Annotated in this window: 25 protein-coding genes and 1 pseudogene; 5 read left to right on the forward strand and 21 right to left on the reverse strand. The window is 61.4% G+C overall.

The genetic code is table 11. The features are described 5' to 3' along the window. Positions 1-26 precede the first annotated feature (26 nt). The 15 genes from ACYZTW_RS12950 to ACYZTW_RS13020 form a co-directional block, all read right to left on the reverse strand. The gene (locus ACYZTW_RS12950; protein WP_462005186.1) at positions 27-1607 is read right to left on the reverse strand and encodes an aldehyde dehydrogenase (NADP(+)); all 1581 of its coding nucleotides are present in this window, start codon (positions 1605-1607) and stop codon (positions 27-29) included. Between the two features lie 220 nt (positions 1608-1827). After that, the gene (abaF, locus tag ACYZTW_RS12955) at positions 1828-3225 is read right to left on the reverse strand and encodes a fosfomycin efflux MFS transporter AbaF (protein WP_462005187.1); all 1398 of its coding nucleotides are present in this window, start codon (positions 3223-3225) and stop codon (positions 1828-1830) included. A 72-nt stretch (positions 3226-3297) separates the two neighbouring features. Further along, on the reverse strand, positions 3298-4215 hold the full coding sequence (locus ACYZTW_RS12960) for a dihydrodipicolinate synthase family protein (protein ID WP_030132201.1): 918 nt from the start codon (positions 4213-4215) through the stop codon (positions 3298-3300). Positions 4216-4352: 137 nt separating this feature from the next. Continuing rightward, positions 4353-5381, reverse strand: coding sequence for a trans-3-hydroxy-L-proline dehydratase (locus ACYZTW_RS12965; protein ID WP_462005188.1), 1029 nt, complete (start codon positions 5379-5381; stop codon positions 4353-4355). Positions 5382-5506: 125 nt separating this feature from the next. Continuing rightward, positions 5507-6229 carry an amino acid ABC transporter ATP-binding protein gene (locus ACYZTW_RS12970; protein ID WP_462005189.1) on the reverse strand — a complete coding sequence of 241 codons (723 nt, stop codon included), beginning with the start codon at positions 6227-6229 and terminating at the stop codon, positions 5507-5509. After that, positions 6222-6872, reverse strand: coding sequence for an amino acid ABC transporter permease (locus ACYZTW_RS12975; RefSeq protein ID WP_008157201.1), 651 nt, complete (start codon positions 6870-6872; stop codon positions 6222-6224). Before ACYZTW_RS12975 ends, ACYZTW_RS12970 begins: the two co-directional genes overlap by 8 nt. A gap of 10 nt (positions 6873-6882) precedes the next feature. Continuing rightward, positions 6883-7548, reverse strand: coding sequence for an amino acid ABC transporter permease (locus tag ACYZTW_RS12980; RefSeq protein ID WP_008157202.1), 666 nt, complete (start codon positions 7546-7548; stop codon positions 6883-6885). Then, positions 7541-9319, reverse strand: coding sequence for a cis-3-hydroxy-L-proline dehydratase (gene lhpI, locus ACYZTW_RS12985; RefSeq protein WP_462005190.1), 1779 nt, complete (start codon positions 9317-9319; stop codon positions 7541-7543). Before lhpI ends, ACYZTW_RS12980 begins: the two co-directional genes overlap by 8 nt. Positions 9320-9329: 10 nt before the next feature. Next, entirely contained in the window at positions 9330-10148 is an 819-nt protein-coding gene (locus ACYZTW_RS12990; protein WP_008157204.1) for an ABC transporter substrate-binding protein, read from the reverse strand. A 250-nt stretch (positions 10149-10398) separates the two neighbouring features. Further along, on the reverse strand, positions 10399-11148 hold the full coding sequence (locus ACYZTW_RS12995; protein ID WP_008157205.1) for an AraC family transcriptional regulator: 750 nt from the start codon (positions 11146-11148) through the stop codon (positions 10399-10401). A 74-nt stretch (positions 11149-11222) separates the two neighbouring features. Continuing rightward, positions 11223-12479: an FAD-dependent oxidoreductase gene (locus ACYZTW_RS13000; RefSeq protein ID WP_462005191.1), complete on the reverse strand. Its 1257-nt coding sequence runs from the start codon at positions 12477-12479 to the stop codon at positions 11223-11225. Next, complete coding sequence (locus tag ACYZTW_RS13005; protein WP_134097506.1) at positions 12476-12712, reverse strand: (2Fe-2S)-binding protein; 237 nt, start codon at positions 12710-12712, stop codon at positions 12476-12478. The genes ACYZTW_RS13000 and ACYZTW_RS13005 overlap by 4 nt, the downstream gene beginning before the upstream one ends. Then, entirely contained in the window at positions 12705-13820 is a 1116-nt protein-coding gene (locus ACYZTW_RS13010) for an NAD(P)/FAD-dependent oxidoreductase (RefSeq protein ID WP_462005192.1), read from the reverse strand. The genes ACYZTW_RS13005 and ACYZTW_RS13010 overlap by 8 nt, the downstream gene beginning before the upstream one ends. Continuing rightward, on the reverse strand, positions 13817-14749 hold the full coding sequence (locus ACYZTW_RS13015) for a 4-hydroxyproline epimerase (protein WP_462005193.1): 933 nt from the start codon (positions 14747-14749) through the stop codon (positions 13817-13819). The genes ACYZTW_RS13010 and ACYZTW_RS13015 overlap by 4 nt, the downstream gene beginning before the upstream one ends. A 113-nt stretch (positions 14750-14862) precedes the next feature. Beyond that, positions 14863-15534: a GntR family transcriptional regulator gene (locus ACYZTW_RS13020; RefSeq protein ID WP_462005194.1), complete on the reverse strand. Its 672-nt coding sequence runs from the start codon at positions 15532-15534 to the stop codon at positions 14863-14865. Positions 15535-15683: 149 nt separating this feature from the next. Between ACYZTW_RS13020 and ACYZTW_RS13025 the strand changes: the two genes are divergently transcribed. Beyond that, the gene (locus ACYZTW_RS13025) at positions 15684-16490 is read left to right on the forward strand and encodes a hypothetical protein (RefSeq protein WP_462005750.1); all 807 of its coding nucleotides are present in this window, start codon (positions 15684-15686) and stop codon (positions 16488-16490) included. A 39-nt stretch (positions 16491-16529) separates the two neighbouring features. Here ACYZTW_RS13025 and ACYZTW_RS13030 read toward each other — a convergent pair. Further along, positions 16530-17066 (reverse strand): annotated as a pseudogene (locus ACYZTW_RS13030) (hypothetical protein); the annotation flags it as partial. A 62-nt stretch (positions 17067-17128) separates the two neighbouring features. Between ACYZTW_RS13030 and ACYZTW_RS13035 the strand changes: the two are divergent. From ACYZTW_RS13035 to ACYZTW_RS13045, 3 genes are all read left to right on the forward strand, one after another. After that, complete coding sequence (locus tag ACYZTW_RS13035; RefSeq protein WP_462005195.1) at positions 17129-17560, forward strand: hypothetical protein; 432 nt, start codon at positions 17129-17131, stop codon at positions 17558-17560. A 51-nt stretch (positions 17561-17611) separates the two neighbouring features. Beyond that, positions 17612-17836, forward strand: a complete 225-nt coding sequence (locus ACYZTW_RS13040; protein ID WP_462005196.1) for a tyrosine-type recombinase/integrase — start codon at positions 17612-17614, stop codon at positions 17834-17836. 284 nt (positions 17837-18120) lie between these two features. Beyond that, positions 18121-18597 carry a hypothetical protein gene (locus ACYZTW_RS13045; RefSeq protein WP_462005197.1) on the forward strand — a complete coding sequence of 159 codons (477 nt, stop codon included), beginning with the start codon at positions 18121-18123 and terminating at the stop codon, positions 18595-18597. Between the two features lie 61 nt (positions 18598-18658). Here the strand turns inward: ACYZTW_RS13045 and ACYZTW_RS13050 are convergent, their stop codons facing one another. Continuing rightward, positions 18659-19012, reverse strand: coding sequence for a hypothetical protein (locus tag ACYZTW_RS13050; protein ID WP_462005198.1), 354 nt, complete (start codon positions 19010-19012; stop codon positions 18659-18661). A 190-nt stretch (positions 19013-19202) separates the two neighbouring features. Beyond that, positions 19203-20216 (reverse strand): NADP-dependent oxidoreductase, encoded by a 1014-nt coding sequence (locus ACYZTW_RS13055; RefSeq protein ID WP_462005199.1) that lies wholly within the window; start codon positions 20214-20216, stop codon positions 19203-19205. Between the two features lie 89 nt (positions 20217-20305). Here ACYZTW_RS13055 and ACYZTW_RS13060 point away from each other — a divergent pair, with 89 nt between their 5' ends. Next, positions 20306-20869, forward strand: a complete 564-nt coding sequence (locus ACYZTW_RS13060) for a TetR/AcrR family transcriptional regulator (RefSeq protein ID WP_462005200.1) — start codon at positions 20306-20308, stop codon at positions 20867-20869. A gap of 56 nt (positions 20870-20925) precedes the next feature. Here the strand turns inward: ACYZTW_RS13060 and ACYZTW_RS13065 are convergent, their stop codons facing one another. The 3 genes from ACYZTW_RS13065 to ACYZTW_RS13075 form a co-directional block, all read right to left on the reverse strand. Then, a complete protein-coding gene (locus tag ACYZTW_RS13065; protein ID WP_462005201.1) occupies positions 20926-21162 on the reverse strand; it encodes a hypothetical protein in 237 nt (78 codons plus the stop codon). 332 nt (positions 21163-21494) lie between these two features. Continuing rightward, positions 21495-21743, reverse strand: coding sequence for a hypothetical protein (locus ACYZTW_RS13070; protein ID WP_462005202.1), 249 nt, complete (start codon positions 21741-21743; stop codon positions 21495-21497). Between the two features lie 165 nt (positions 21744-21908). Beyond that, positions 21909-23399 (reverse strand): M15 family metallopeptidase, encoded by a 1491-nt coding sequence (locus ACYZTW_RS13075; RefSeq protein WP_462005203.1) that lies wholly within the window; start codon positions 23397-23399, stop codon positions 21909-21911. Between the last annotated feature and the right edge of the window lie 105 nt (positions 23400-23504).

Consider the following 23504-nt stretch of genomic DNA (forward strand, 5'->3'; position numbering starts at 1 on the left):
TCCCACAGTAGGTTGCTGAGTGTTTTTTAAACCGGTTGGCGATGGCTGTTGCCATCGACCAGACGGGCAATGCCCAGCGGATTGGCGTTTTTTAGCGCCTCGGGCAAGAGCACATCCGGGCAGTTCTGGTAGCACACCGGGCGCAGGAAACGCTCGATGGCCAGGCTGCCGACCGAGGTGCCACGCGCATCGGAGGTGGCCGGGTAGGGCCCGCCATGCACCATTGCATCGCAGACTTCGACCCCGGTCGGGTAGCCATTGAACAGTACCCGGCCGACTTTCTGTTCAAGCAGCGGCAGCAGTTCGCTATGGGTTTGCAGGTCTCCGGCTTCGGCAATCAAGGTGGCCGTGAGTTGACCGTGCAAGTTGTGTAATGCCCGTTGCAGTTCGGCCTTGTCGGCCACTTCCACCAGCACCGTGGTCGGCCCGAAGACCTCTTCCTGCAGCAGCGGGTCGCCGTTGAGCAGCAGGCTGACGTCGGCCTTGAACAGCTGTGGCTGGGCCTGTTTGCCCTGTTGTTCGCGGCCGGCCAGGTGGCGGATGTGCGGATGCGCGCGCAGCGCCTGCACACCCTTGGCGTAGCTGGTTAACGTGCCAGCGTTGAGCATGGTTTGCCCCGGTTGCTCGGCCATTACCGCGCTGAGCGATTCAATAAATGCGCTGAACTCGGGGGCGCTAATGCCGATCACCAATCCGGGGTTGGTGCAGAACTGGCCGCAGCCGAGCACCACGGACGCGGCGAGTTCGCTGGCGATTTTCTCGCCCCTCAGTTGCAGGGCTTCGGGCAGTACCAGCACTGGATTGATGCTGCTCATTTCGGCGAACACCGGAATCGGCTGAGGCCGTGCGGCGGCCATGTCGCAGAGGGCGCGACCGCCCTTGAGCGAGCCGGTGAAACCGACCGCCTGAATCGCCGGATGCTTGACCAGCGCTTCGCCGACACCCGCGCCGTAGATCATATTGAACACGCCCTTGGGCATGCCGGTTTGCTCGGCGGCGCGGATGATCGCGTCGGCCACGAGTTCGGCAGTCGCCATATGCCCGCTGTGAGCCTTGAACACCACCGGGCATCCGGCGGCCAGGGCGGCAGCGGTGTCGCCACCGGCGGTGGAGAACGCCAGCGGGAAATTGCTCGCGCCAAACACCGCGACCGGGCCAACGCCGATCCGGTACTGGCGCAGATCGACCCGAGGCAGCGGCTGACGGTCGGGCAAGGCGCGGTCGATGCGCGCGCCATAGAAATCGCCACGGCGCAGGACTTGGGCAAACAGGCGCATCTGGCCGCTGGTACGGCCGCGCTCGCCCTGAATGCGTCCGGTTGGCAGCGCCGTCTCGCGGGTGACCAGGGCAACGAACTCATCGTCCAGCGCATCCAGTTGCGCGGCGATGGCCTCGAGAAATTCCGCGCGGCGGCTCGCTGGTAAGTTGCGGAAGGCTGGGTAGGCTGCCGCGGCGGCTTGGGCAGCGGCGTCCACTTCCTCAATGGTGGCTTGCATGAACGAATAGGGCAGCGCTTCACCGGTGCTCGCGTCATGGCTTTGCACGGAGATGTTGCCGGAGGCACTGCGCGCACCGCCGATATAGTTGTGGCCGATGATGTGGGGCATGAAAAAACTCCTGTCGAAATGTGAGGCCAAATACGTTGCCAGCCCGCAGCGTATGACCCGTAGCAGCTGCCGAAGGCTGCGTTCGGTGCGGGCCGCGTACGGACGAAGCCGTCGTAAAACCATGCAACGCGGTGTCTCAGTCACACCGTGTCGCCAGTATTGACGACCGCTACGCGCTCGAACGCAGCCTGCGGCAGCTGCTACAGGTTGCGTATTGAGGTCAAGCCAGAGAATCACCCCGGCGTGCAGTGGCCGGTTCGGCGGTGCCCAAGGCAGCGATCCGCGCAGCGGATTCGGCATCCACCACATGCAGCGACTTACCCCGGGTTTCTCGAGTCAAACCGACGGCGATGATGGAGATCAGCGCGGCGCCGACCAGGTACCAGGCGATCGGTGTCGAGCTGTGGTACTTGTTGAGCAGGGTGAGGGCAATCAGCGGCGCCAACGAGCCGGCAAAGATCGGTGCCACCTGGTAACACAGGGACAACGCGGTGTAGCGCACGTGGGTCGGGAACATTTCGGCCATCAGCGCCGAGTAGGGCGCGTAGGTCATCGACTCGATCGCCAGGCCCAGAGTGATTGCCCCGATGATCAGCCAGTTGTTGCCGGTGTCCATCATCGGGAAGCCGATGAAGCCCCAGAACGCGGTGAGGATTGCACCCGTCAGGTACACCGGTTTGCGCCCGACCAGGTCGGACAGATAACCCATCAGCGGGATCATGAAGAAGTGCAGCAGGTGCGCGCCGAACATCAGAAACAGAATCTCTGAGGTGTCCTTGTGCACCACCAGCTTCAGGTAGGTAATCGAAAAGGTCACGACGGTGTAGTAGAGAATGTTCTCGGCAAACCGCGCGCCGATACCGACCAGCACCGCACGCCAGTGATGACGCAGCACTTCAACCACGCCCAATTGTTGTTGCTTGTTTTGCGCCTGACGGGCCTGGGCTTCCTTGAAGATCGGCGCGTCATCGACGCTGGTGCGAATCCAGTAGCCGATCAGCACCACCACCGCCGAGAACCAGAACGCTACACGCCAGCCCCAGGCGAGGAATTGCTGCTCCGACAGGTTCGACGACAACAGCAGCAACGCGACGGTCGCCACCAGGTTACCGGCCGGCACACCGGCTTGCGGCCAACTGGCCCAGAAGCCTCGGCGATTGTCCGGGCAGTGTTCGGACACCAGCAGAATCGCACCGCCCCATTCACCGCCGAAAGCGAAGCCCTGGATCAGCCGCAGCAGTACCAGTAACACGGGCGCGGCGTAGCCGATCTGGTCGAAACCGGGCAGGCAACCCATCAGGAAGGTGGTGATGCCGACCACCACCAGGCTCAATTGCAGCAGGCGTTTGCGGCCGAATTTGTCACCGTAGTGACCGAACACCAGACCACCCAACGGGCGGGCGAGGAAGCCGACCGCGTACAGGGCGAAGGCGGCGAGGATGCCATCGATCGGGCTGTCGGTCTGGCGAAAAAACAGCTGGCCGAAGACCAGTGCCGAGGCGGTGCCGTAGAGGAAGAATTCATACCATTCGGCGACGGTGCCGGCCATGGCGGCGGCCACGACACGTTTGAGTCCCGAAGGTGTGGTTGCGCGGGAGGTGCTGTGAGGATTGGGCATGCTGACGTTTCCTGTAGAGGCGCAAAAACAGGTAGCCGGGCCGGGTCCGCAAGGGGCCCGCCCGGCAATCACTCAGAGACCGACGTCCGGCAGTTCCGGACGATTGGCCAGGGCCTTGGCCATGATCTGCTCGACGAAAACCCGATCGGCTTCCGGCAGGGCCAGGCGTGGCGGACGGGTCAGGGCGCTGCCGCGACCGGCGATGGCTTCGCACAGCTTGATGCACTGCACCAGGTCGGCACGGGCATCGAGGTGCAGGATCGGCATCAGCCATTCGTAGATCGGCATGGCTTCGGCGAAGCGACCGGCCTTGGCCAGGCGGAAGATGGTTTCGCCTTCTTTCGGGAACACGTTGGACATGCCCGAGACCCAGCCTTCGGCACCCACCGCGATACTTTCCAACACCACGTCATCGAGGCCGGCGAACAGCACAAAACGGTCACCCACTTCATTGCGCACGTCGATGAAACGACGGGTGTCGCCGGAGGAATCCTTGAAGCACACCACGTTGTCGCAGTCGGCCAGGGAAATCAGGATGTCCGGGGTGACGTCGTTTTTGTAGATCGGCGGGTTGTTGTAAACCATCAGCGGTACGTCGGCGTTTTTCGCCACGTAGCGGTAGTGCTCGGCGGTCTCGAACGGCTTGGAGCCGTAGACCAGCGCCGGCATCAGCATGACCCCGTCGACGCCAACCCGGCGCACGGCGTTGGCGACCTTGGCCGCTTGCACGCTGGTGAATTCGGCCACACCGCAGATCACCGGCACGCGGCCTCGGGAAGCGTCGACTGCAACTTCAGTCACGGCGATTTTTTCTTCGGCGGTCAGCGAGGTGTTTTCCCCCACCGAACCGCACACCACCAGGCCCGACACGCCGTCACGGATCACGTTGGAAATCACCTGGTGGGTTTTTTCCAGGTTGATGGTGAAGTCGTCGTTGAATTGAGTGGTCACCGCGGGGAAGACGCCACTCCAGTTAATGCGCTTGCTCATTGTTGCCTCCAGTTCATTTATTGTATTTCGTATACGATATTGCAAGTGAAAAGACTCGGCCAGTACTTTTTTCAGTTACGAAGGGTTTTTTACTAGCCGTTTGTCAGGGTTTTTGGTGAGGGCTTGTAAGGCAGTGCTTAGGCCCCAGGCCAGGTGTCAGAGAGTCGATAGCCTTGTGGCCACGGATCACTCGGATCGAGCAGCAATTGGTGGGTGCCGGTGATCCAGGCCCGGCCGGAAATGCACGGGTAAATCGCCGGGCGTCCGGCCACTTCCGTCAGCGAATCGATGCGGCAGTGGAACTCGGAACCGATGATCGAACGGCCGATAAAACGTTCGCCGACCTGCATCAAGCCCTTGGCCTGCAGCACCGCCATACGCGCCGAGCAGCCGGTGCCGGTGGGCGAACGGTCGATCTTGCCGGGTTGAATCACCACCGCATTGGCACCGGTGGCGATGCCATTTTCATAGACGAGGGGCGCAGCGATCTGGCAGAAGGAAATGTGCGACCACTCAGGGTTCAGCGGATGGACGAAGCCCAGTTGTTCATTGGCGGCTCGGGTGATTTTCAGCCCGACCTCAACCAACTCGGCCGCCTCATCAGGGCGAATGGAAAAGCCCAGGCGTTTGGCGTCGGCGATTACAAAACTGTCGCCGCCGTACGCGGTATCGACCTGCAACGAGCCGAGGCCTTCGACTTCGATCCAGGCGTCGAGGCGGTCAGCGAAGGAGGGCACGTTTTTGATTTCCACCCGTTCGACCTTGCCGTCCCGGCAGTCGGCCACCGCTTCGATCAGCCCGCCTGGGGCTTCGAGCACCAGCCGGGTTTGCGGTTCGGTCATCGGCAGGATGCCGCTGTCGAGCAACACGGTGGCCACGCACAGTGAGTTGGAACCGGACATCGGTGGGGTGTCGGCCGGTTCCATGATGATCCAGGCCATTTGCGCCCGAGGATCCTTGGCCGGCACCAGCAGGTTGACGTGGCGGAACACGCCGCCGCGCGGTTCGTTGAGCACGAAGTTGCGCAGGGTCTGGTCCTTGGCAATCCAGCGCGACTGTTCCCACACGGTGGCCCCGGGCGGTGTCGCGACGCCGCCGACGATCACGTCGCCGACTTCGCCTTCAGCGTGGCAGCTGACTACATGGATGACTTTCGATGAGCGCATGGTTTGCTCCTTGTTTTGTCTGGTTGGGCCCCTTCGCGAGCAGGCTCGCTCCCACATTTGACCGAGTTCTTCCAGAAGAAATGCGAACAGTGTGGGAGCGAGCCTGCTCGCGAAGGGGCCATCAGCTATTTCACCGATTTCAGGAAAGCCGCGGTTTCCGCGTGCACCGGGTTGCCGATGACCTGGTCGGGCGAGCCGATCTCGTGCACCAGGCCATTGCGAAAGAACGCCACGCGGTCGGACACATCGCGGGCGAAGCGGATTTCGTGGGTCACCAGGACCATGGTCATGCCGTCTTCGGCGAGCATGCGCATGGTGTCGAGTACCTCGCCCACCAGCTGCGGGTCGAGGGCCGAAGTGGCTTCGTCGAACAGCATGTAATCCGGCGACATGGCCAGGGCGCGGGCGATGGCCATGCGCTGTTGCTGGCCGCCGGAGAGCTTGCCGGGAAAGGCTTTGAGCTTGTCGCCCAGACCGACGTGGGTCAGTTGTTTCACCGCCAGTTCCTCGGCTTGCGCCTTGCTCTTGCCCAGCACTTTGCGCGGCGCCAGCATCACGTTTTCCAGCACGGTCAGGTGCGGGAACGCGTTCCATTGCTGGAAGACGATGCCGATCTTCTGCCGCAGGCGGTTGAGGTCCGTGGCGCTGTGATGGACCTCGACACCGTCGACCCGGATGTTGCCTTTCTGGATCGGCTCCAGGCCGTTGATGCACATCAACAGGGTCGATTTGCCCGAGCCCGAGCCGCCGATGATCGACACCACCTCGCCCTTGTTCACCGTCAGGTTGACGCCCTTGACCACTTCGAGGTTGCCGAAGGATTTGTGTACGTTGTCGATCTCAATCATTTTCTTGCCACCTTCTTTCCAGACGAGCGCCCAGGCGAGCGACCACCAGGCTCATGACGTAGTAGATGAGGCCCGCGATGCACAGCACCAGCAACGGTTCCTGAATGCGGGTCACGATGGTTTGCGAGGCGCGCAGCAGTTCGACGATGCCGATCCACATCACCAGCGCGGTGTCTTTCATCACGCTGAGCACCAGGTTCAGCCAGCCGGGAAAGGCCACCCGGGTGGCCATCGGCAGAACGATCCAGCGCAGGTCCTGGAGGAAACTCAGTCCCAGTGAACGACTGGCCCGGCGCACGGTAAACGGCACCGATAGCACGCCGCTGCGCACGATCTCGGTGAAGTACGCGGCGGCATAGACGCCGAGCACAATGCAACCGACGCTGAAGGCGCTGATGTTTAAACCGACGATGCTTTTCAGCGAGTTGAACAACACAAACTGGATCAGCAACGGCACGCTGCGAAACACGTCCAGCACCCAGGCCAGTGGCAGGCTGGCGCGTGGCAACAGCGCCCGCAGCAAGCCGAACAGCAGCCCGGCGAAGGAGCCGAGGATGATCGACCAGAATGTGAGTTTCAGAGTGACCCAGGCGCCATCAAGCAAGAACAACAGGTCATTCCAGGAAAAACTGGTGGTCAACATGGTCACCTCCTCAGTAACGGAACAGCCGCCAGGCCATCAGCCGGGCGACGGCGACGATCGCCTTGGCGATCAAGTAATACAGCGCCGCTGCGATGGCGAAATATTCGAAGGTGCGGAACGTCTTGACGTTGTAATCCTGAGTCACGCCGGTGAGGTCATTGTTCAGCCCGACGATCACCCCCAGCGACGTCATCAAGACCGCCCAGACCATCTGGTTACTCAACGGGTAGAACACGATTCGCAGCAACTGCGGGACGATGATCATCCGGTAAGCCTGAAAGGCACTCATGCCCAGCGAACGCGCGGCGCGCACTTGTGTGCCGGGCACAGCCTTGAGGCCACCGCGAAAGTTTTCCGCCAGGTAACCGGCGTTGTTGAAGGTGATCCCGGCCAGCAGCGCGAACCATGAGCTGACATGCAAATCCAGCGAGCCAAGGCCGAAGTAGAGGACGTAGATCTGGAACAGCGACGGGGTGTTGCGGGCGATCGACACCCAGCCATTGCCGATGCCGCGCAACAACGGCTGTTTGGTTTCGCGCATCACCGTCAGGGCCAGGGCGATCAGCACGCCGAAGATCATCGACAGTGCAGCGGTCTCGAAGGTGACCCAGGCGCCGGCCAGCATGTCCGGCAGGGCGCGCAGGGTTGCGCGCCATTGGAAGGTGTAATCAAACATGCGCGTGGCGCTCCAGAGAGGCGGCCGATTGCAGCCAGGCCGGCAAACGACCGCTGGCCGTGGCGTTGCAGGCGGCGTAGACACATTCGGCGAGGTTGGCGAAGTGCACCTTGCGGCCTACCAGGCCGGGTGCGTAATGGGCGTACTTGCCCGAGTTGGTCATCAAGGTTTTGGCGGCCAGCGGGATCACCGGTTCGCCGAGCATGCACCAGCAGGTGTCGGTGACCAGGGTCGCGCCGAAGGCTTCGATCACGGCGATATGCCCGGCCGTGCGAGCCTGTTCCAGCACCGCGCGACCGCAGGTGATGGCAAGCACCACCTCGGGGTGTTTGTGCCGACCTCGACACAGCCGCGCCAGATGCGCGAATTCGCTGAGGGAGAAATGCGGGTTGCCCAGCGAGACCACATCTACTCGACTGTCGCGGGCACTGTTGAGTTCGCGCCAGCTGAGCAGCAAATCCTTCAGGCGGATTTTTTCCACCGGCACGGGGACATTCGCCTCCAGCACCTGCGTCGGGTCGAGTGCTTCCGGGGTCACTCCGGCGATATGAAACAGCGGCGCGGCGGAGGTGGTGGCGAAAGCCGCACCGAACGCTTTCAGGTCATCCAGGCTCGGCTTGCTGTGTTCCAGTCCCAGCACCAGCGGAATCCGGCTGCCGGCCAGGGCACCTATGTGGTAACCAAGCAGCGGGTAGAAGGCATCGTCCAGCTCGCCCAAATCCGGCAATTCGATTTGCAGTCTCGCTTTACGTTGCGCGTCCAGATGGCAGCCAATCAACGGCGCGCGGCCGGTCAGGGCGATGCAGATATCCAGGTAGTCCGGGTATTTCAGGGTGCGTGCGCCGAGCACGCTGTTGGCATACACCACGGCGTTGGATTCGGCCCAGACGATTTGCTCACCAGCCTTCGGTGCGCTGTCGAGCAAATAGGGTGCGCAAGTGAAACTGAGCTGCGCGCCCATCGCCATATAGGCATCGCCCAAGGCACTGGCCGGTACGCCGAGTGCCGGATCGATGCCCAACTCGCGCCAACGGCGCTGGTCGACGGAAATCGAATTGAGCGTGGTCGGCACCCGTACTTTGGCTCCCCACTGCACCAGTTGTTCAGCGAAGCGCAAGCTCGCAGGTCCGGTATAAATGCAGCCGTCGATGTGGGCCTGGGTGACATTCACCAGGTGGCGGGCACCTTGCAGCTCGGCCATGCGCAAGACGATCTGCATGGCGACCTGGGCGGCCTTGCCATGCTCGCCGTCGAGCAGCGCCTGATCGTGTTCGGTGAGTTCGATAGAGGCGCTTGCTTCTGTTGTGTGCGATGGGCTGTCGAGTATCTGCCAGGCATCACCCGGCACGTGTTCGAACGCCGTCACCGAGGAATCTTCGACCCGAGCAAAGGCCTTGCCGCGCAAGGCGGCGAAGGCCTCCCGGCCGATGCACAGCACCGGCAGGGAACGCTCGAAAATGGTCTGTGCCACGAGCACGCCCAAGGTCAGGATCTCATCGGGTTCGGCCAGTACCAGTGCGGCCGGCGCATGACCGTTGCTGATCAGTTCCATCAGCACACTGCTGCCGGTGCACGAGCCGCGGCCGCTGGGAATGGCCAGCACCCGGCCGGCCAGGCATTCGCCGCTGAGCGGGTGGTGACGGTCGATGACCTCGCCGCTGTACGGATCGACCCCGCCCCAGAAACTCAGCCCGACATCGGCAAACAGCAGGGCGCCTTGTGCGGCGCCGGCGACCAGGCTGCGACCGGTCAGAGAGGTTGGCCTAGGCATGCCGGACACCTCAGTAATAGACCTTGGGCACGGTCAGGTCGGTGGGTGAAATCTCGGTACCGACCCATTTGGTGAACAGCTCGTTGTAGCGGCCGCTGCGCACCTGCTGGTTGACGAACAGGTTGAGGTAGTTGAGCAGGCCATACTCGTTGCGCTTGGCGCCCAGGGACACGTAGTCGATGGTGTACGGCGCGTTACCGGCGATTTTCAGGTTCTTGTATTTGCCCGACTTGATCGTGGCGGCGGCCACGGTGTTGGTGACCACGGTGGCGTCGATGTGGCCCTGGGCGACTGCCAGCAGCGTGTCGTTCTGCGACTGATAGGCGCGGAAGGTGCCGGTGCCCCAGTTCTTCACGTCTTTTTCCAGGGCGATGGCTTCATAGGTGCCGCTGGTGTTGCCCAGGGCTTTGCCTTTGATATCGGCGAAGCTGTTGATGCCGGTGTTGTCGCGGGTCAGCACCACCATCTGGAAGGCGAAGTACGGCACGGTGAGGCCGACGGTCTTGGCCCGTTCAAGGGTGTCGGAGGTGGACGCTACGATCACGTCCGCACGCCCGGAGACCAGTGCCGGAATTCGATCGGGGAAGGGCGTTTCAACCACTTCGGCGTCGACCCCGAGGATTTTCGCCAGGTCGCGGCAATAGTCCACGTCGAAACCGGCCGGGTTGTTACCTTCATCGCGAAAACCCATGGGCGGGAAGTCCAGGGTCACGGCGCAGCGCAGCTTGCCCGAACCAATAATGTCGTCGAGCTTGTCGGCTTGGGCGGTGGCGATAAAGGAAGTACTGAGAACAGCGCTGAGGGCTACGGCAAATGCGGGGTTTTTCATAGAGGCCTCGTTGTCGGAAAGTGCTGTTGGATATCGTATTGTGAATTTCGTATACGATATGTGATTAGCAATGAGCGTGCCTGTTTCCGAACTGAGGCGAGAATTATTCGCCAAGCCTTGAGCTAAAGGTCTTACAAGATTGTGGGAGCGGGGCGTAGGAGAAGAACGCCTCGGCGGGCCGTATCAGGCGGTGTTACAGAAGGGAGCAGTGGGAACGCCGGGCGCCCCTTAAAGGAACACTCGCCCGGGTTCAGCGACGGCTTTCGCGATACTGACTCGGCGCCAGACTGGTCAAGGCGCGGAACTGCCGGCTGAACGCGCTGTGGTCGGTGTAACCGCAGCGCAGGGCGATCTCGGTGATGGGCAGGTCAGTGTGCAGCAACAGTCGGGAGCCTTCTTCCAGGCGCGCCTTGTGAATCATCTGCCGTGGGGTGAGCTGGAACACCCGTTTGCAATGGCGCTCCAGTTGCGCCACGGAAAACCCGGCGATCGCGGTCAGTTCGGCAAGGCTGATAGGGCGGGCGAAATGGCTGCGGATATGCGCGTCCACCGCCGCGAGTTTCTGGAACGCAGGATGACTGGACTGTGGCGTTTGCAGGTCGCGGGAGATGCCGGCCAGGCCGACGATCTGACCTTGCAGGTCGCGCAGCGCGAGTTTGTGGGTCAGGCACCAGACCGGCTGGTTACCGTAATACAGGTGCAGTTCGAGTTGGTCGGCCAGTTCGCGGCCGGTGGACAGCACCCGCCGATCCTGCTCGGTGTACAGCGGGCCGAAGCGCTCGGGAAAGACCATGTCGGCGGTGCGCCCGAGCAGCTCGTCACTGTGTTTGAAACCGCAGCGCCGGGCCAGGGTCTGGTTGACAAAGGCGTAGCGGGCCTCGCTGTCCTTGATGAAAAACACCACATCCGACAGGGTGTCGAGCAACGCCGCGATCGGCTGCAGGCTGCTCAGCAGAGTGGGCAGGTCGCAGGGTTTGAAGGTAGTGAGCGAGGCATACATGGCGCTGGGCGTCTGGAGGCAATGCCCGGGATCATAAAGACTCGGCGACGGACCCGAAAGCCCCGGGCCGGCATTCAGGCCGGTGGGGTGTCGTCCAGGCACAGCAAGGTCTCGATCCGTGCCGGACTGAACGGTGGCCGTGGTGCCGAAGATTGCCAACCGAACAGGTGCTGCAACGCGCCGCCACACACCCGGCCCTGGCAGGCGCCCATACCGCAGCGGCTGGCCAGTTTGGCCTCGCGCCAGTCAGTGTGCCGGGCAAGCAGCCCGTAAGGCACGTCTTCGCAACGGCACACCAGGGTGTCGGGTTGTGACAGCGACTTGAGTTGCGGATCGAGGGTGAATGCTTTGTTGAGGGCGTTGGCGAAACCCTGCCAGCGCGCACGACGCGGCCACAATGCTCGGGCCGAATCAAGGTCACCGACGGCGGCGCGACCGGCGATCGCGCCTTCGACCAACGCCAGTTCACTGCCACCGAAACCGGTGCATTCACCCGCCGCGTAGTGATCGGCGCGGCGAGTGGTTTGCCAGGCATCGACGGCGATTGCTTGATCTTCAAGTTCGCAGCCGAGGGCCTGGCCGAGTTGGGTATTGGGGATCAGACCGAAGCCACAGGCCAGGCGATCACATTCCAGTTCGACGATGTTTCCTTGCTGTTGCAGGCGCACAGCTTCCAGCCGCTCATTGCCCAGGGCGGCCAGTACATAAGTCCCGGTGCGGTAATGGCGGTCGAACAACGTGACCGACTGCATCAGCTTGTTGGGCCAGCGTGGCAGTTGCGCGGCGAAACCGGCGACGGCGGCCGCGCAGGCCTGCTCGGCGATACGCAGTACGCGAGCGCCGTTGTGTTTCGCAGTGGCGGCGCTGGCGAGCAGTAACGGTCCGCTGCCGGCAATCACAATGCGTTCGTCCTGCACCGGCAGGCCGCCTTTGATCAATGCCTGGAGGCCACCCGCGCCAGTCACGCCGGGCAGCGTCCAGCCGGGGAAGGGCAGCAGCAACTCGCGGGCACCGGTACACAGAATCAGTTTGTCGTAGCCGATCAGCCAGCCACGATCAGCGTCTTCAACCAGCAGTTGTTTCGGCCCGGAACAGGCGATCACCCGAGTACCGGAGTGGCGGTGGATGTTGCTGCACGCCTCTACTCGCTCGCGCATCTGACGCGCCGGGTTCGGCAGGTTGGCCTGAGGCCCGTCACGCCAGATTTGCCCGCCCGGCAGCGGGTTGTCATCGAGCAGGACGATGCGCGCACCGCTTGGCGCCGCAGCGAGCGCGGCGGCCATGCCGGCGGGACCGGCACCGATGATCAGCAGGTCGGCGTATTCGCTCATGCTTGAGTCTCCACGTGCATGCCGTCACGGCACAGCGTCTGGCAGGCAAGGCGCCGTCGGCCGTCGATGGTCACCCGGCATTCCTGGCAAATGCCCATGCCGCACAGCGGGGCGCGACGTTGGCCACTGACCGATGTGCGCGTGCAGCCGTCGCCGCTCAGCGCCAGTGCAGCGGCGACGCTGGTGCCCTCGGCAACCTGCAGGGCACGTCCGTCTAGCATCAATTCAGGCATAAACGGGCTCTCCGAGAAAACGTTGCGGCAGATACGGTAGCGCGGCCAGTGGCGGCGTTTCGTCGAACAGCTGCGCGACCAGCAGGTCGGCGGTGCCGGGGGCGGTCGTCACGCCGAGGCCCTCGTGACCGACCGCCAGCCATAAGCCTTTGCGTTGCGGGTGCTGACCCACCAGCGGCAAGCCGTCGGGGCTGGCAGCGCGAAAACCGGTCCAGGCGCGGATGCCGTTGAGCTGAGCCAGACCCGGCATGTAGTCGGTGGCACGTCTGAGCATTTTCGCCAGCATCCAGCCCTCGACTTGCGGGTCGGTGGTGCCGAACTGCCGCGAGGCGCCGATGAACAATTGCCCGGTTGGCCGGGGCTGAATATTGCACGCCGTCGAGGGGCCAGTGGCGTTGTGGGCGCTGGTGACGTAACCGAGTTCCACCAGGGTGTGGGTGACCTTGCCGGGGTAGCGGTCGGTGATCAGCAAGTGGCCTTTCTTCGGCTCGATCGGCAACTCCGGGCAGAGCTCGTTGGCCTGGACGCCGTTGGCCAGAATCACCGCTTCGGCGCTTAGCCAGTGGCCGTCGTCGAGTCGCACACGGTTGCCATCGACTTCGCTGACCCGTGCCCGGCGTTGGTTGATGTTCGGGGTGTCGAGCATCCAATTGGCCATCGCCGGCGCATAGAGAATGCCGTCGCCATTGATCAGCAGACCGCCTTCCAGGCCTTCGCGCAGTTCCGGTTCGCGCTGGCGCAGGGCACTGCTGGAGATCAATTCGCAAGCCACGCCTTGGGCCTGCAAGTTCAGGTATTTACTGTGGGCGACGGCCATTTCTTCGGCATTGGCGGCCAGCCAGAGGGTGCCATTGCAACGGTAGGCGCAGCCGTCGGGCAGGGCCGGCGCCAGTTCGCGCCAGCGTTGCAGGGAATGTTGACTGAGGGCCAGTTCGGCCGGGTTGTCGTCGAGGACCAGCAAGTGGCCCATGCCCGCCGCCGTGGCGCCGGGCAGGCCGGCGTCCAGCACCAGCACGCGCAAGCCGCGACCCGCCAGCGCCTGGGCACACGCGGCGCCGATGATGCCGGCGCCGATCACGATCACATCGGCTGCTTGGCCCTCGTTCACGGGCGAATGCCCCAGGCGAACGGATCGTCCTGTTCGATGATCAGGCTGGCTTCGGCGCTGATAAAGGCGCGGCCGCGAATGGTCGGCACGATGCGCTCGCCCTGAAGTTCGTAGGAGCCTTCGAACTCGCTGCCGATGACACTGGCCTGACGCCAAATCTGTCCCGGCTGCAATTTGTCGTCGGCCGCCAGGCACGCCAGTTTGGCACTGGTGCCGGTGCCGCAGGGCGAGCGGTCGTAGGCCTTGCCGGGGCAGAGGACGAAGTTGCGGCTGTCGGCCTGCTCGTCATCGGCGAACAGCTCGACATGGTCGATCAAGCCGCCGTCTTCGCCGCGAATACCCTGCGCCTCCAGCGCTTGCTGCACGGCGAAGGTGTAGGCGGTCAGCGTATCGAGGTTATCGCCAGCAACGCGCAGGCCGTGCTCGGCAATCAGGAAAAACCAGTTACCGCCCCAGGCAATATCGCCGACCACCTGGCCGACACCCGGCACCTGCAGCGCCAGCGCTTTGCGGTAGCGGTAGGCCGGCACGTTGCGCACGCTGACCGAATGGTCTTCGTGCAGCGTCGCCTGCACCGTGCCCACCGGGGTTTCGATGCTGTGCACCCCGGGGCCGATCTTGCCCAGATGCGCCAGCGAGGCCACCAGGCCGATGGTGCCGTGGCCGCACATGCCGAGGTAACCGCTGTTGTTGAAGAAAATCACGCCGGCACAGGCGCTCGGGTCCACCGGCTCACAGAGCAGGGCGCCGACCAGCACGTCACTGCCCCGTGGTTCGAGCACGCAGGCAGCGCGCCAATGGTCATGCTGTTCGGCCAGCAGCTGTCGACGTTCGGCCATGCTGCCACTGCCCAGGTCAGGAAAACCGGCGGTCACCAGGCGGGTCGGTTCGCCGCCGGTGTGGGAGTCGATCACGGTGATGCGTTTCATGGGAGGGCCACGTCCGTTCAGATGAGTGAACGAAAGAGTGGCCTGTGCGGGGCTTGCCGGCTTGATGGTTTTATCCAGTGCCGATGACGAAATCGGCACAGTACGGCGAGGGGTCAGTGGTTGTGAGGCAGGTGCTCGAACAGGGTCTTGCAGACCCCGGCAATGTGCTCGTCGAGCAACTTCACCGCCAGGTCCACGTCACCGGCGCGACAGGCCGCAAGGATTTGCCGGTGTTCGTGATCGGCGCGCTCCTTGCCGGCCGACAGGCTCATCTGCATGCGCAGGTAGCGCTCAAGCTTGTCGTTGACCGAGCGGATCAGGCCGACCAGAAACGGTCGTTGCGCCGGTTCGTAGAGGCAAGCGTGCAGTTCCCAGTTGAGCTCGGCCCAGCGTCCGACGTCATCTTCACCGATGAACTCCTGGCAGATGCGTTCGGCGCGGGCGAAGGTGTCTTCGGTCATGTTGGGAATGGCCAGGCGCAGCACCTTGTCTTCGAGCAACATGCGCACTTCGAACATCTGCGCCAGTTCTGCATCGGACACTCGCGTGACCATCGCCCCGCGATTGCGTTGGAACATCACCAGACCTTCGGCCTCCAGGCGCTTGAGGGCTTCGCGCACTGGAATCTTGCTGACGTTGAACTGGCGGGCGATGTCGTCCTGGCGAATCGGCTCGTCCTCGGCGAAATGCCCGGCGACGATGGCGTCACGCAGATGACGGGTGATGATTTCCGACGTCGAAGGCGAATTGCCAAGGTCGGGAGCGTTGAGTTTTGTCAGGGCCACGGTCGTGATCGTTCGGAATGAGTTGCAGATATGGTATACGAATTTGCCCGGGTGTTCGTCGGCCATGGCCAGCCAGGAGAATATCTTCACCCCCGGTGGCAGCTGCTAAGCTTCGATCTGGCGGCGCTCAACCTGCACGGAGGCGGGCGATTGTGATCAATTGCGTTGGCAATTCGAGTGCGGACATTGCTCCCGAACGGCTCGGTCGGGAAGAGGTGGAGCGGGTGCTGGCGCTGCTGCTGGCCAGTCCGTTGTTCGCCAAATCCAGGCGGATGGGCAGCCTGCTGCGCTTCCTGGTCGAGCACGACCTCCAGTTCCCCGATATACCTCTTACCGAACACGCCATCGGCATCGCGGTGTTCCGCCGTGATCCGGCGATCTACAGCACAGGCGATGATCCCGTGGTGCGGGTGCAGATAGGCCGGTTGCGGCGCAAGCTCGCCAGTCATTACGCCACGTTTGGCCAACAGGATCCGGTACACCTGAGCGTGCCGGCCGGTTGTTATCGACTGACGTACGAGCGGCAAAGACCTAGGGCGACCGGTACGCGCCATCCTGTCCTGCAACTTCAGCCGTTTACCTGCATCACCCGCGACGGCGACGACTTTACCCAGGGCTTGTGCGAAGAGTTGAGCTGCAGGCTGTTCGAGTCGTTCGAGCAGACGCAAACGCCTGCGAACCATGTGCTGATGAAGGTGCCACGAAGCAGCGTAAAAGCACCAGACCTGGGGCGGGCCAGGCGCGGCAGCTATTCGCTGGAAGGCAGCGTGCGGGTAGAACCGGCCCGTGTCCGGACCTCGGTACGCTTGATTGATGTCGCTCAGGGGCGAATCCGTTGGTCAGCGCAGTTTGATCGCAATCGACCCTACGGCATCGCCACTCAGGAAGACCTGGCCGAGTCCATCTGCCGGTCGTTGACCGGATATTTCGCCAAGGGTGGCAGCGACGATGCCTGAGGAACAGGGGCAACGCGAGGTTGCCCCTGGGTGTGGCGTTTATATGGTTTTCCATTCACCGCCTTCGTAGAGACGAGCTTCATCATTAGCGAAGGTCAGGTCGATCTCGATGGCCTTGGAGCGCGAGGTGCTGAACATGGTGCTGGTCTGCACGTTCTGTTCGAACCACACGAGAATGGTCTCGACAGGGGTCAACACGGTATTGCCGGTGACCACCTCGTTGACGGCCACGTAGATGGGCGTGCTGACCTGATTGCCATCGATACCGGTGGACAACTGGTTGACCCCCGGGTGGATGGGCGCGTATTTGTTCACAAAGGTGAAAGAGGTGGCCGGGCCACCCGTCACCGCCGGGCCCAGCAGGCCGGAGTCGTCGAGTATCGACGTTTGTCCCAATCCGATGTTGACGATGTTGGTCGAGACTTTGACTTGCACGTTTTCCTTGAACACGTTGGAGGCGAACAGCTGGTACTGAGGTGTCCAGCTGAATTCATTGTTGCTCAGGTACTTGTCATAGGACTGCCAGACCACGTTGTAGTCTTCGATACCCACCTTCTTGGCAAAGCACAGCTTGTAGTAAGTTAGGTGGAATGCTTTTTGAGCTAGCCTGATTCTGTCGACGTTCTGGGGTATCGCCCATGACCTCTACCGCATCGTATGAGCGGGCGCTGAACCGCTATCCCAGTGTTCAAGAATGGCTGCAACTGCTCGGTAACCTGGGGCGTGCGCCTGCCACCCTGGATGCCTATGGTCGTGGTTTGGCACATTACCTGTGCCACTGCGAGGCTTCTGGTTTTGAGCCTGAGTCAGCCTCGTTTGAGCAGGTCACGCTTTACATCCGGCGACTTTTACCTGGGCACGATCAGGCGGTTGCGAATTCAACCTTGCACCAGCGCCTCACCGCGATCCGCCTTTGGTACGATCACTTGGTCTTTCAGGGCGTCTGTGACCAGAATCCAGTGCCTCGCGGGCAGCATGCTCGTCTCTTCCAAGTGCCGGCACATTCAGAGTTCGTTAGGGGGCTAGTACCTCGCCTCATCAAGCTGCCCGACATCCCCACGGATGAGTAGTGGAGGTACTTTCTAGGGATAGCGGCCAAGTCGTCTATTCGTGATCGACTCATGCTCTCGTTGGCGTACTGTGGCGCACTCCGTCGTGCCGAACTGGTGGCCCTGAGAGTCGAGGACTTGGATGTTGCCCATCGTCTGATGTCGGTGCGGGCTGAAACGACCAAGGGCCGACGCAGCCGCGTCGTGTGCTACAGCCCAGACATTGCGCCTGTACTGATGGTGCATCTTCACGCCCTTCGCCATGCAGGGTGGTCGCCTCGACTCGTAAACCACTGATTGATCTTGTGACGCACACTGGGGTTTCTAATCGATTAGCCTGGCTTCAGGAAAGGCCACTGAATCAGGCACCACTCCTTGATGAACGGACAGGGGCGAAAGTCAGCTATCTGTTTCAGTTTCGGGGTAAGCGTATGGGAACAGGTGTCATTAACAGCACCATTATCCCAATATTGTGCGCAAAAGCGGGTATTCCGGCAGATGACAGTCGCGGGCGTATCACAAGCCACCGAGGGCGAGCCTCAGCGGTAACTGCGTTGGCCAGCGTTCCACAAGGCATGTCGTTGATTGAGCTGATGCAATGGTCAGGGCATAGCTCGCCAAGCTCGACGCTGCATTACATAAAGATCCGTCCTACTAAGCTGGCAGCGTCCTTCGTCAAAGCAGACCGGATGTCCCATATGGTTTCAGTACTCATCGACCACGATGTAATTACTCGACAATCGCAAGAGCCTTACGCATTTTATGACTTGGGTGACTCGTACTGCTCGAACCCATTTTGGAGCAGTTGCCCGCATCGCATGGCCTGTGCCGGTTGTGATTTCAACCTGCCGAAAGCCAGCGCGCGTGCCCAGGCGTTGGAAAGTAAAACGTCCATTGGACGCTACTTGGAGGCGGTGCCGCTGACGGCGGATGAGCGGGCAATTGTGGAAGGTGATTTGGAGAAGCTGGACGGCCTTATTCGTAAGCTGGATAACGTGCCGACTTTAGATGGCAGCACGCCCAGAGAAATCGGAGTGAAAAAAAGCCATAAGATTTGACCAGCCCGCTATTTGCTTAGAGCTGGGCGCGAGAATCCAAAAAACAGGTCGCTCGACACGTTCATTTTTCGAGTACCAAGGTTGTCTCCTCGATCCGGGCAAAGCGTCCGTCCGCATCAAACTGCGCAAAAACGTACACCTCTTGGATAATCCGCTCTCCGTCTCGCTTGATCAAATCGATGATATGGCGCTCTGCATAGCATTCGGCATCGATAAGCTCATCAAGAACAGTGACTGTGACTTGCTCGACAACTTCACGAAGCTGGACGATCCGTGCGACGAACGCCGGACGGTCATCCCAGCTTCCATTGGAACGCTGGCGAAACGAAGGGCCGAAGTGCCGATTGATTGCTTCTTGCGCGGTTAGCTGCGGGTTATTGAACAGGTCGTCAATGGCGTCTTTGATCGTGGTCACGAGGTTGTCTCCCATTTACCGTTGTGTGATTTGTGCTGAAGTGGAGGCAGAGCCGCCGCAATAGGGCCGAGCTGGCCCTCTATGAACAATCACGAGTCCGGGCAGACCTCGCTCGTGACGCCCATGACCCGCTGGCTACCGAGGCGGAACTCATGGGCATAACTCCGCAAGCCCTGCGAGCGGCTCTACCTCACCGAACCGTAAGCGCGATCTTGCCCCGGATATGCCCACGCGCCGCTCGCTCGTGTGCCTGGCGCGCATCGGCAAGCGGGTAGGTACTGTCGATCATGACGCGCACCGTCCCGGCATCAAGTAAGCGAGCGAGTTCCGCAAGCTGCGCACCATTCGAGCGCACTTGCGTTGCCGAGACCGTAACGCCCAGCTTCTCGGCCTCCTCGGCACCAGAGAAGCCCAAAGGGAACACTGGGAACAAGGCGCCACCGCGCTTGAGCGTACGCAGGAAACGGCCCGTTGTCGGGCCGCCCACTGAGTCGATGACGAGATCGACGTCATGTACGACATCCTCGGGAGCTGTCTTGGTGTAGTCGATGAATTCATCGGCACCGAGGTCACGCAAAAACGTCTCGTGCTCGCCAGACGCCACCGCGATCACCCGCGCACCTTTCCATTTGGCTATTTGCACCACGAAGTGCCCAACGCCACCTGCTGCTCCGTTCACGAGGACGGTCTTGCCTTTGAGCGGCACCGGTTCATGCCTGTTTGCTTGAAGCGGGTTAGGTTCGTTATGCCCCAGCTCGATCATAAATTGCCACGCGGTGAGCAGCGACATTGGAGCAGCAGCGGCATGCACGTGATCGATGTTGGTCGGCTTGAGCGCAACTTCCGACGCCGGCACGCTGACGTACTCGGCATAGGCCTGGCTTGGCCCGAAGCTGGGAAAACGAACCATTGAATACACTTCGTCACCGACGGCGAAGTCCTTGACGTCATCGGCGACCGCCTCGATCACGCCAGATATATCTGTCCCCAGGATGACTGGGAATGGCACCTGCGGCTGCCACTCAGGAGGTAGCATCTTGTATCCGTCCCGCAGGTACCAGTCGGGAGGGTTGATGCCCACCGCATGCACGCGAACGAGCACTTCACCTGGCTTTAGCTCGGGTACTGGCGCGTCCTCGTAGCGGAGCACTTCAGGGCCACCGAACTCGTGCTGTCGAATCGCTTTCATCGTATTGATCGTCATTGCTTTCTCCCTCCCGACAAATGGGTTATGTTTAGCGGAACAACGCTCCGAATATATGGAGCACTGATCCGCTTGTCAAGAATGATCCCATGAGAGCTGACGCCCAGAAGAATTACGACCACCTCCTTGCAGTCGCCCGCGACGTCTTTACCGAGCAAGGCGCTGAAGCATCGCTACGCGATGTCGCCCGCAGAGCCGACGTTGGCTTGGGCACTTTGTATCGGCACTTCCCAACGCGTGAAGCCTTGTTTGAAGCATTGCTGCGCAGCAGCTTCGATGCTCTCTCAGCCCGCGCATGCGAGCTTGAAACCTCGGATCCAGCGGATGATGCGCTTGTGTCGTGGCTACGGGAGATTGTAGCGCTCGCACACAGCTTGCGTGGCGTCATTGCGTCAATGGTCGCGGCTATTGAGGAGCCAAAATCCGCACTGCATGCCTCGTGCGTCACAATGAAAGCATCAGGCACACGTCTCCTGGCCCGCGCTCAAGCTCAGGGAATGGCGCGTCGTGACGTAGACGGTGCCGATCTTTTTGCGTTGGTTGGTGCACTTGCATGGCTCAATGATCAACCTTCACTTACGGCCCGTGCTGACCATCTTTTCAGCGTTATTGCCAGCGCAATCCTGGTAAGTCGTAGTCGTGCCGAAGATTAAGAAATGCATTACTAGCAGATAGGGAGAGTAGCTAAGGCTTGAAGCGGGGCCGTCACTTAAATTCTCGTTGATTTTCTACTCCACATAAACCCGGACCTCTTGAGCTGGGTCAGATCGCCAGCAGCGATCTCGATCGTGACCGTTTTTTGCGTAGCTGCCAGGGTCGACCTCAACACCTTGCCGTAGTCAGCAGGGCTCAGTGCCTTGGTGGCGCCCAGTATCGACTTGACGGCTTCTTGCACGTCATCGTGAAGTTTCTGGGTTTGTTGGCTGACAGCGATTGATTTGCTCATGGTTTCCCTCTTCCTTGGTGGTGTGTTGGGCAATCAATGGGCCGCGGGCATCGAATCGACAAGGGATCAGGCAGCACCCGTGACACGTCTTCCATGCCTCCACCGGCGGAGGCGGGCGGTGCCGGTGATGTGTCACAACCCTGTAAGCACATTGACGGCTTCACTGTAGGCAGGAGGTGGAGGGCGGCAAAGTGTCTTGGCGTTACAGTCGGAGAGGCACGGTATCGGTCAGGAAGGTAACAATCTACGTAACGGCGTTGTATCAATGGAGCGGGAGGGGGACGTGCGATTCAAACAGCGGGGCGACCGTTCGATCGCCCCGCTGTGTGGCTTCAGTGAGCCGGGCTACCCACTCGGGCGTCGGCCCAGACGAAGTTCCAGCTGGTTCGTTTGCCATTGGCGATCTGGATCAGCTTGTTCTCATACACGGTGTGATTGACCGGGCCGGCATAGGTCAGGGTTCGGCTGGCGTTGTTTCCGGTCACCACGCCCGGGTGGCCGCCGGACTCATTCATGGCTTTTTTCAGGTCGGCTTCCGACGGGGCACTGCTCTGGTTCTTTTCAACCGTTACGAAACTCATGGTGTCACCTCTTCCGTGATGGGGGGATCAGTGGGCAACAGGGCCGGCAAGCGCTCGCGTCCCTGCAAACACACTGAGGGCATTACTTTATTGACCCGCCGGACGATGCAGAAGTGACATCCCAAGCGGCAACGTAACAAACCTGTATCAACTGAGTCAGCGCTATCAACGTTCGGGGAGGTTCCAGCTTTCGCGAAAGTGCTCGTATTGCGCCTCGGGCATCTGAATCAGCAGAGGGGACTGGCGAGGATCCAGCCAATTGAACAGACGAGAAATATCCGCTTGATCCATGGCGGTGCAACCCAGCGTCGGTGAAGTAGGACCACGCCAGATGTGGAAGAAAATGCACGAGCCCGAGGCGGGGGACGCCGGCGTATTGTGCTCTATGAAAATGCCTTTTCGATACATGTCGTCATCGCGACGCATACGTTCGGAGCTGTTCCAGTCTTTCGAAACAGTCGCGCCATCGACAAGCTCGTTATAGCGCGCGGAGTGGCTGTCATCCACGCATTCGATGGTCGAGGTCAGCGCAAGGTAAGGCAGCTTGGTGTTGGCCGTACTGTCGTAGCCAAACGCCGTCCCCAGTTTGAATACCCCGGCTGGCGCTTTTCCATCACCTTCATGTTTGACCGGACCTTCGCGTTGCTCAACGCTGCTCAGACCCTTGCCCCACGCCAGCCCGCTCTTGCCGACCACCACCGGAAACGGCGATTCGTATTTTCGAAAGGTGTTTCCCTGCCGTTCATAGCGCTGGGCCGTGCCCTGGATGTCAGTCCAGTTTTTTGTGGTGACCACAATCAGCTGATTGGTGGTGTCGAGAACGTCGCTTGCGTCTAGCGGCGTGATGGAGAAGTCCATGACGTTCTTCGGCGAACCTTCCCCGCTGTATGTGAAGTGCCACCATTCCTTCGAGTACCCGGTAAATCCTTCTTTTTCCATGGCCCTGCTGAGCTTCTGGCGATTCTCCCTGGCGGCAGCGCTAATCATCGGGTTGTCGGTATGGGCTCGCTCATCGAAGCAATCGAAACCGGTGCCCATGTCGAGTGCGCCGTCGCGCCAACGCTGGCCATAGGGGGCCGTGCAATCGACTTGCCCGGCTGAAGGCGTCCAGATCTCGGCGGGCAGGGCATCCGGACCGGTCAGTGTCAGGTCCACGGTTGCGCCTTTGGAGTGGTTCGACACCCGGGCCACGTAACCCAGGCGCCAGAAGTCCTGCTTGTCCACGCGCGGATAAAACTCAGCCTTGCGTGGGTCGCCCGGCTGCGTCGCGAAACGCCCCATATCGGCAACGGCTCGGCTGGGCCGATAACAGTCGAACACCTTCAAACCGTAGCCTTGCGCACGCAATGCCGTTTGTACCCGAGCGAGGGCTTTGGCAGCCTCCAGCGTTAACAGGCACTCCCCAGCGTCGTAACCGTCGAGCGGGTGCCCGGTGAAGTTGTGAGCGCTGGCATAGCGAATGTCTTGCTCAATGCCCGGATCAATCGTACGCAGATACACCATGTTCTCGGGCCTTGACTCTGCACCGGCCATGCACGGCACGACAATGCTCAGGCACAGCGCCCATCGCCGCCAGGGCCGCACGAGCAGGCTGAGTGTACGAAGCGAAAACAGTGACGAGGAGGGCAGAGGCAGGAGGTTGCTGGGATAGCGCATGCGGTGCTCCAAAGAGGCCGGTTCTCAAGCCAGATCAGTCGATGGGTCGAGTCGGTGACAGTAGCAACGCACGACCCTCTGTACCAGCAGAGCCCGTTCAGCGTC

This window comes from Pseudomonas sp. LB3P25, from assembly GCF_054897985.1.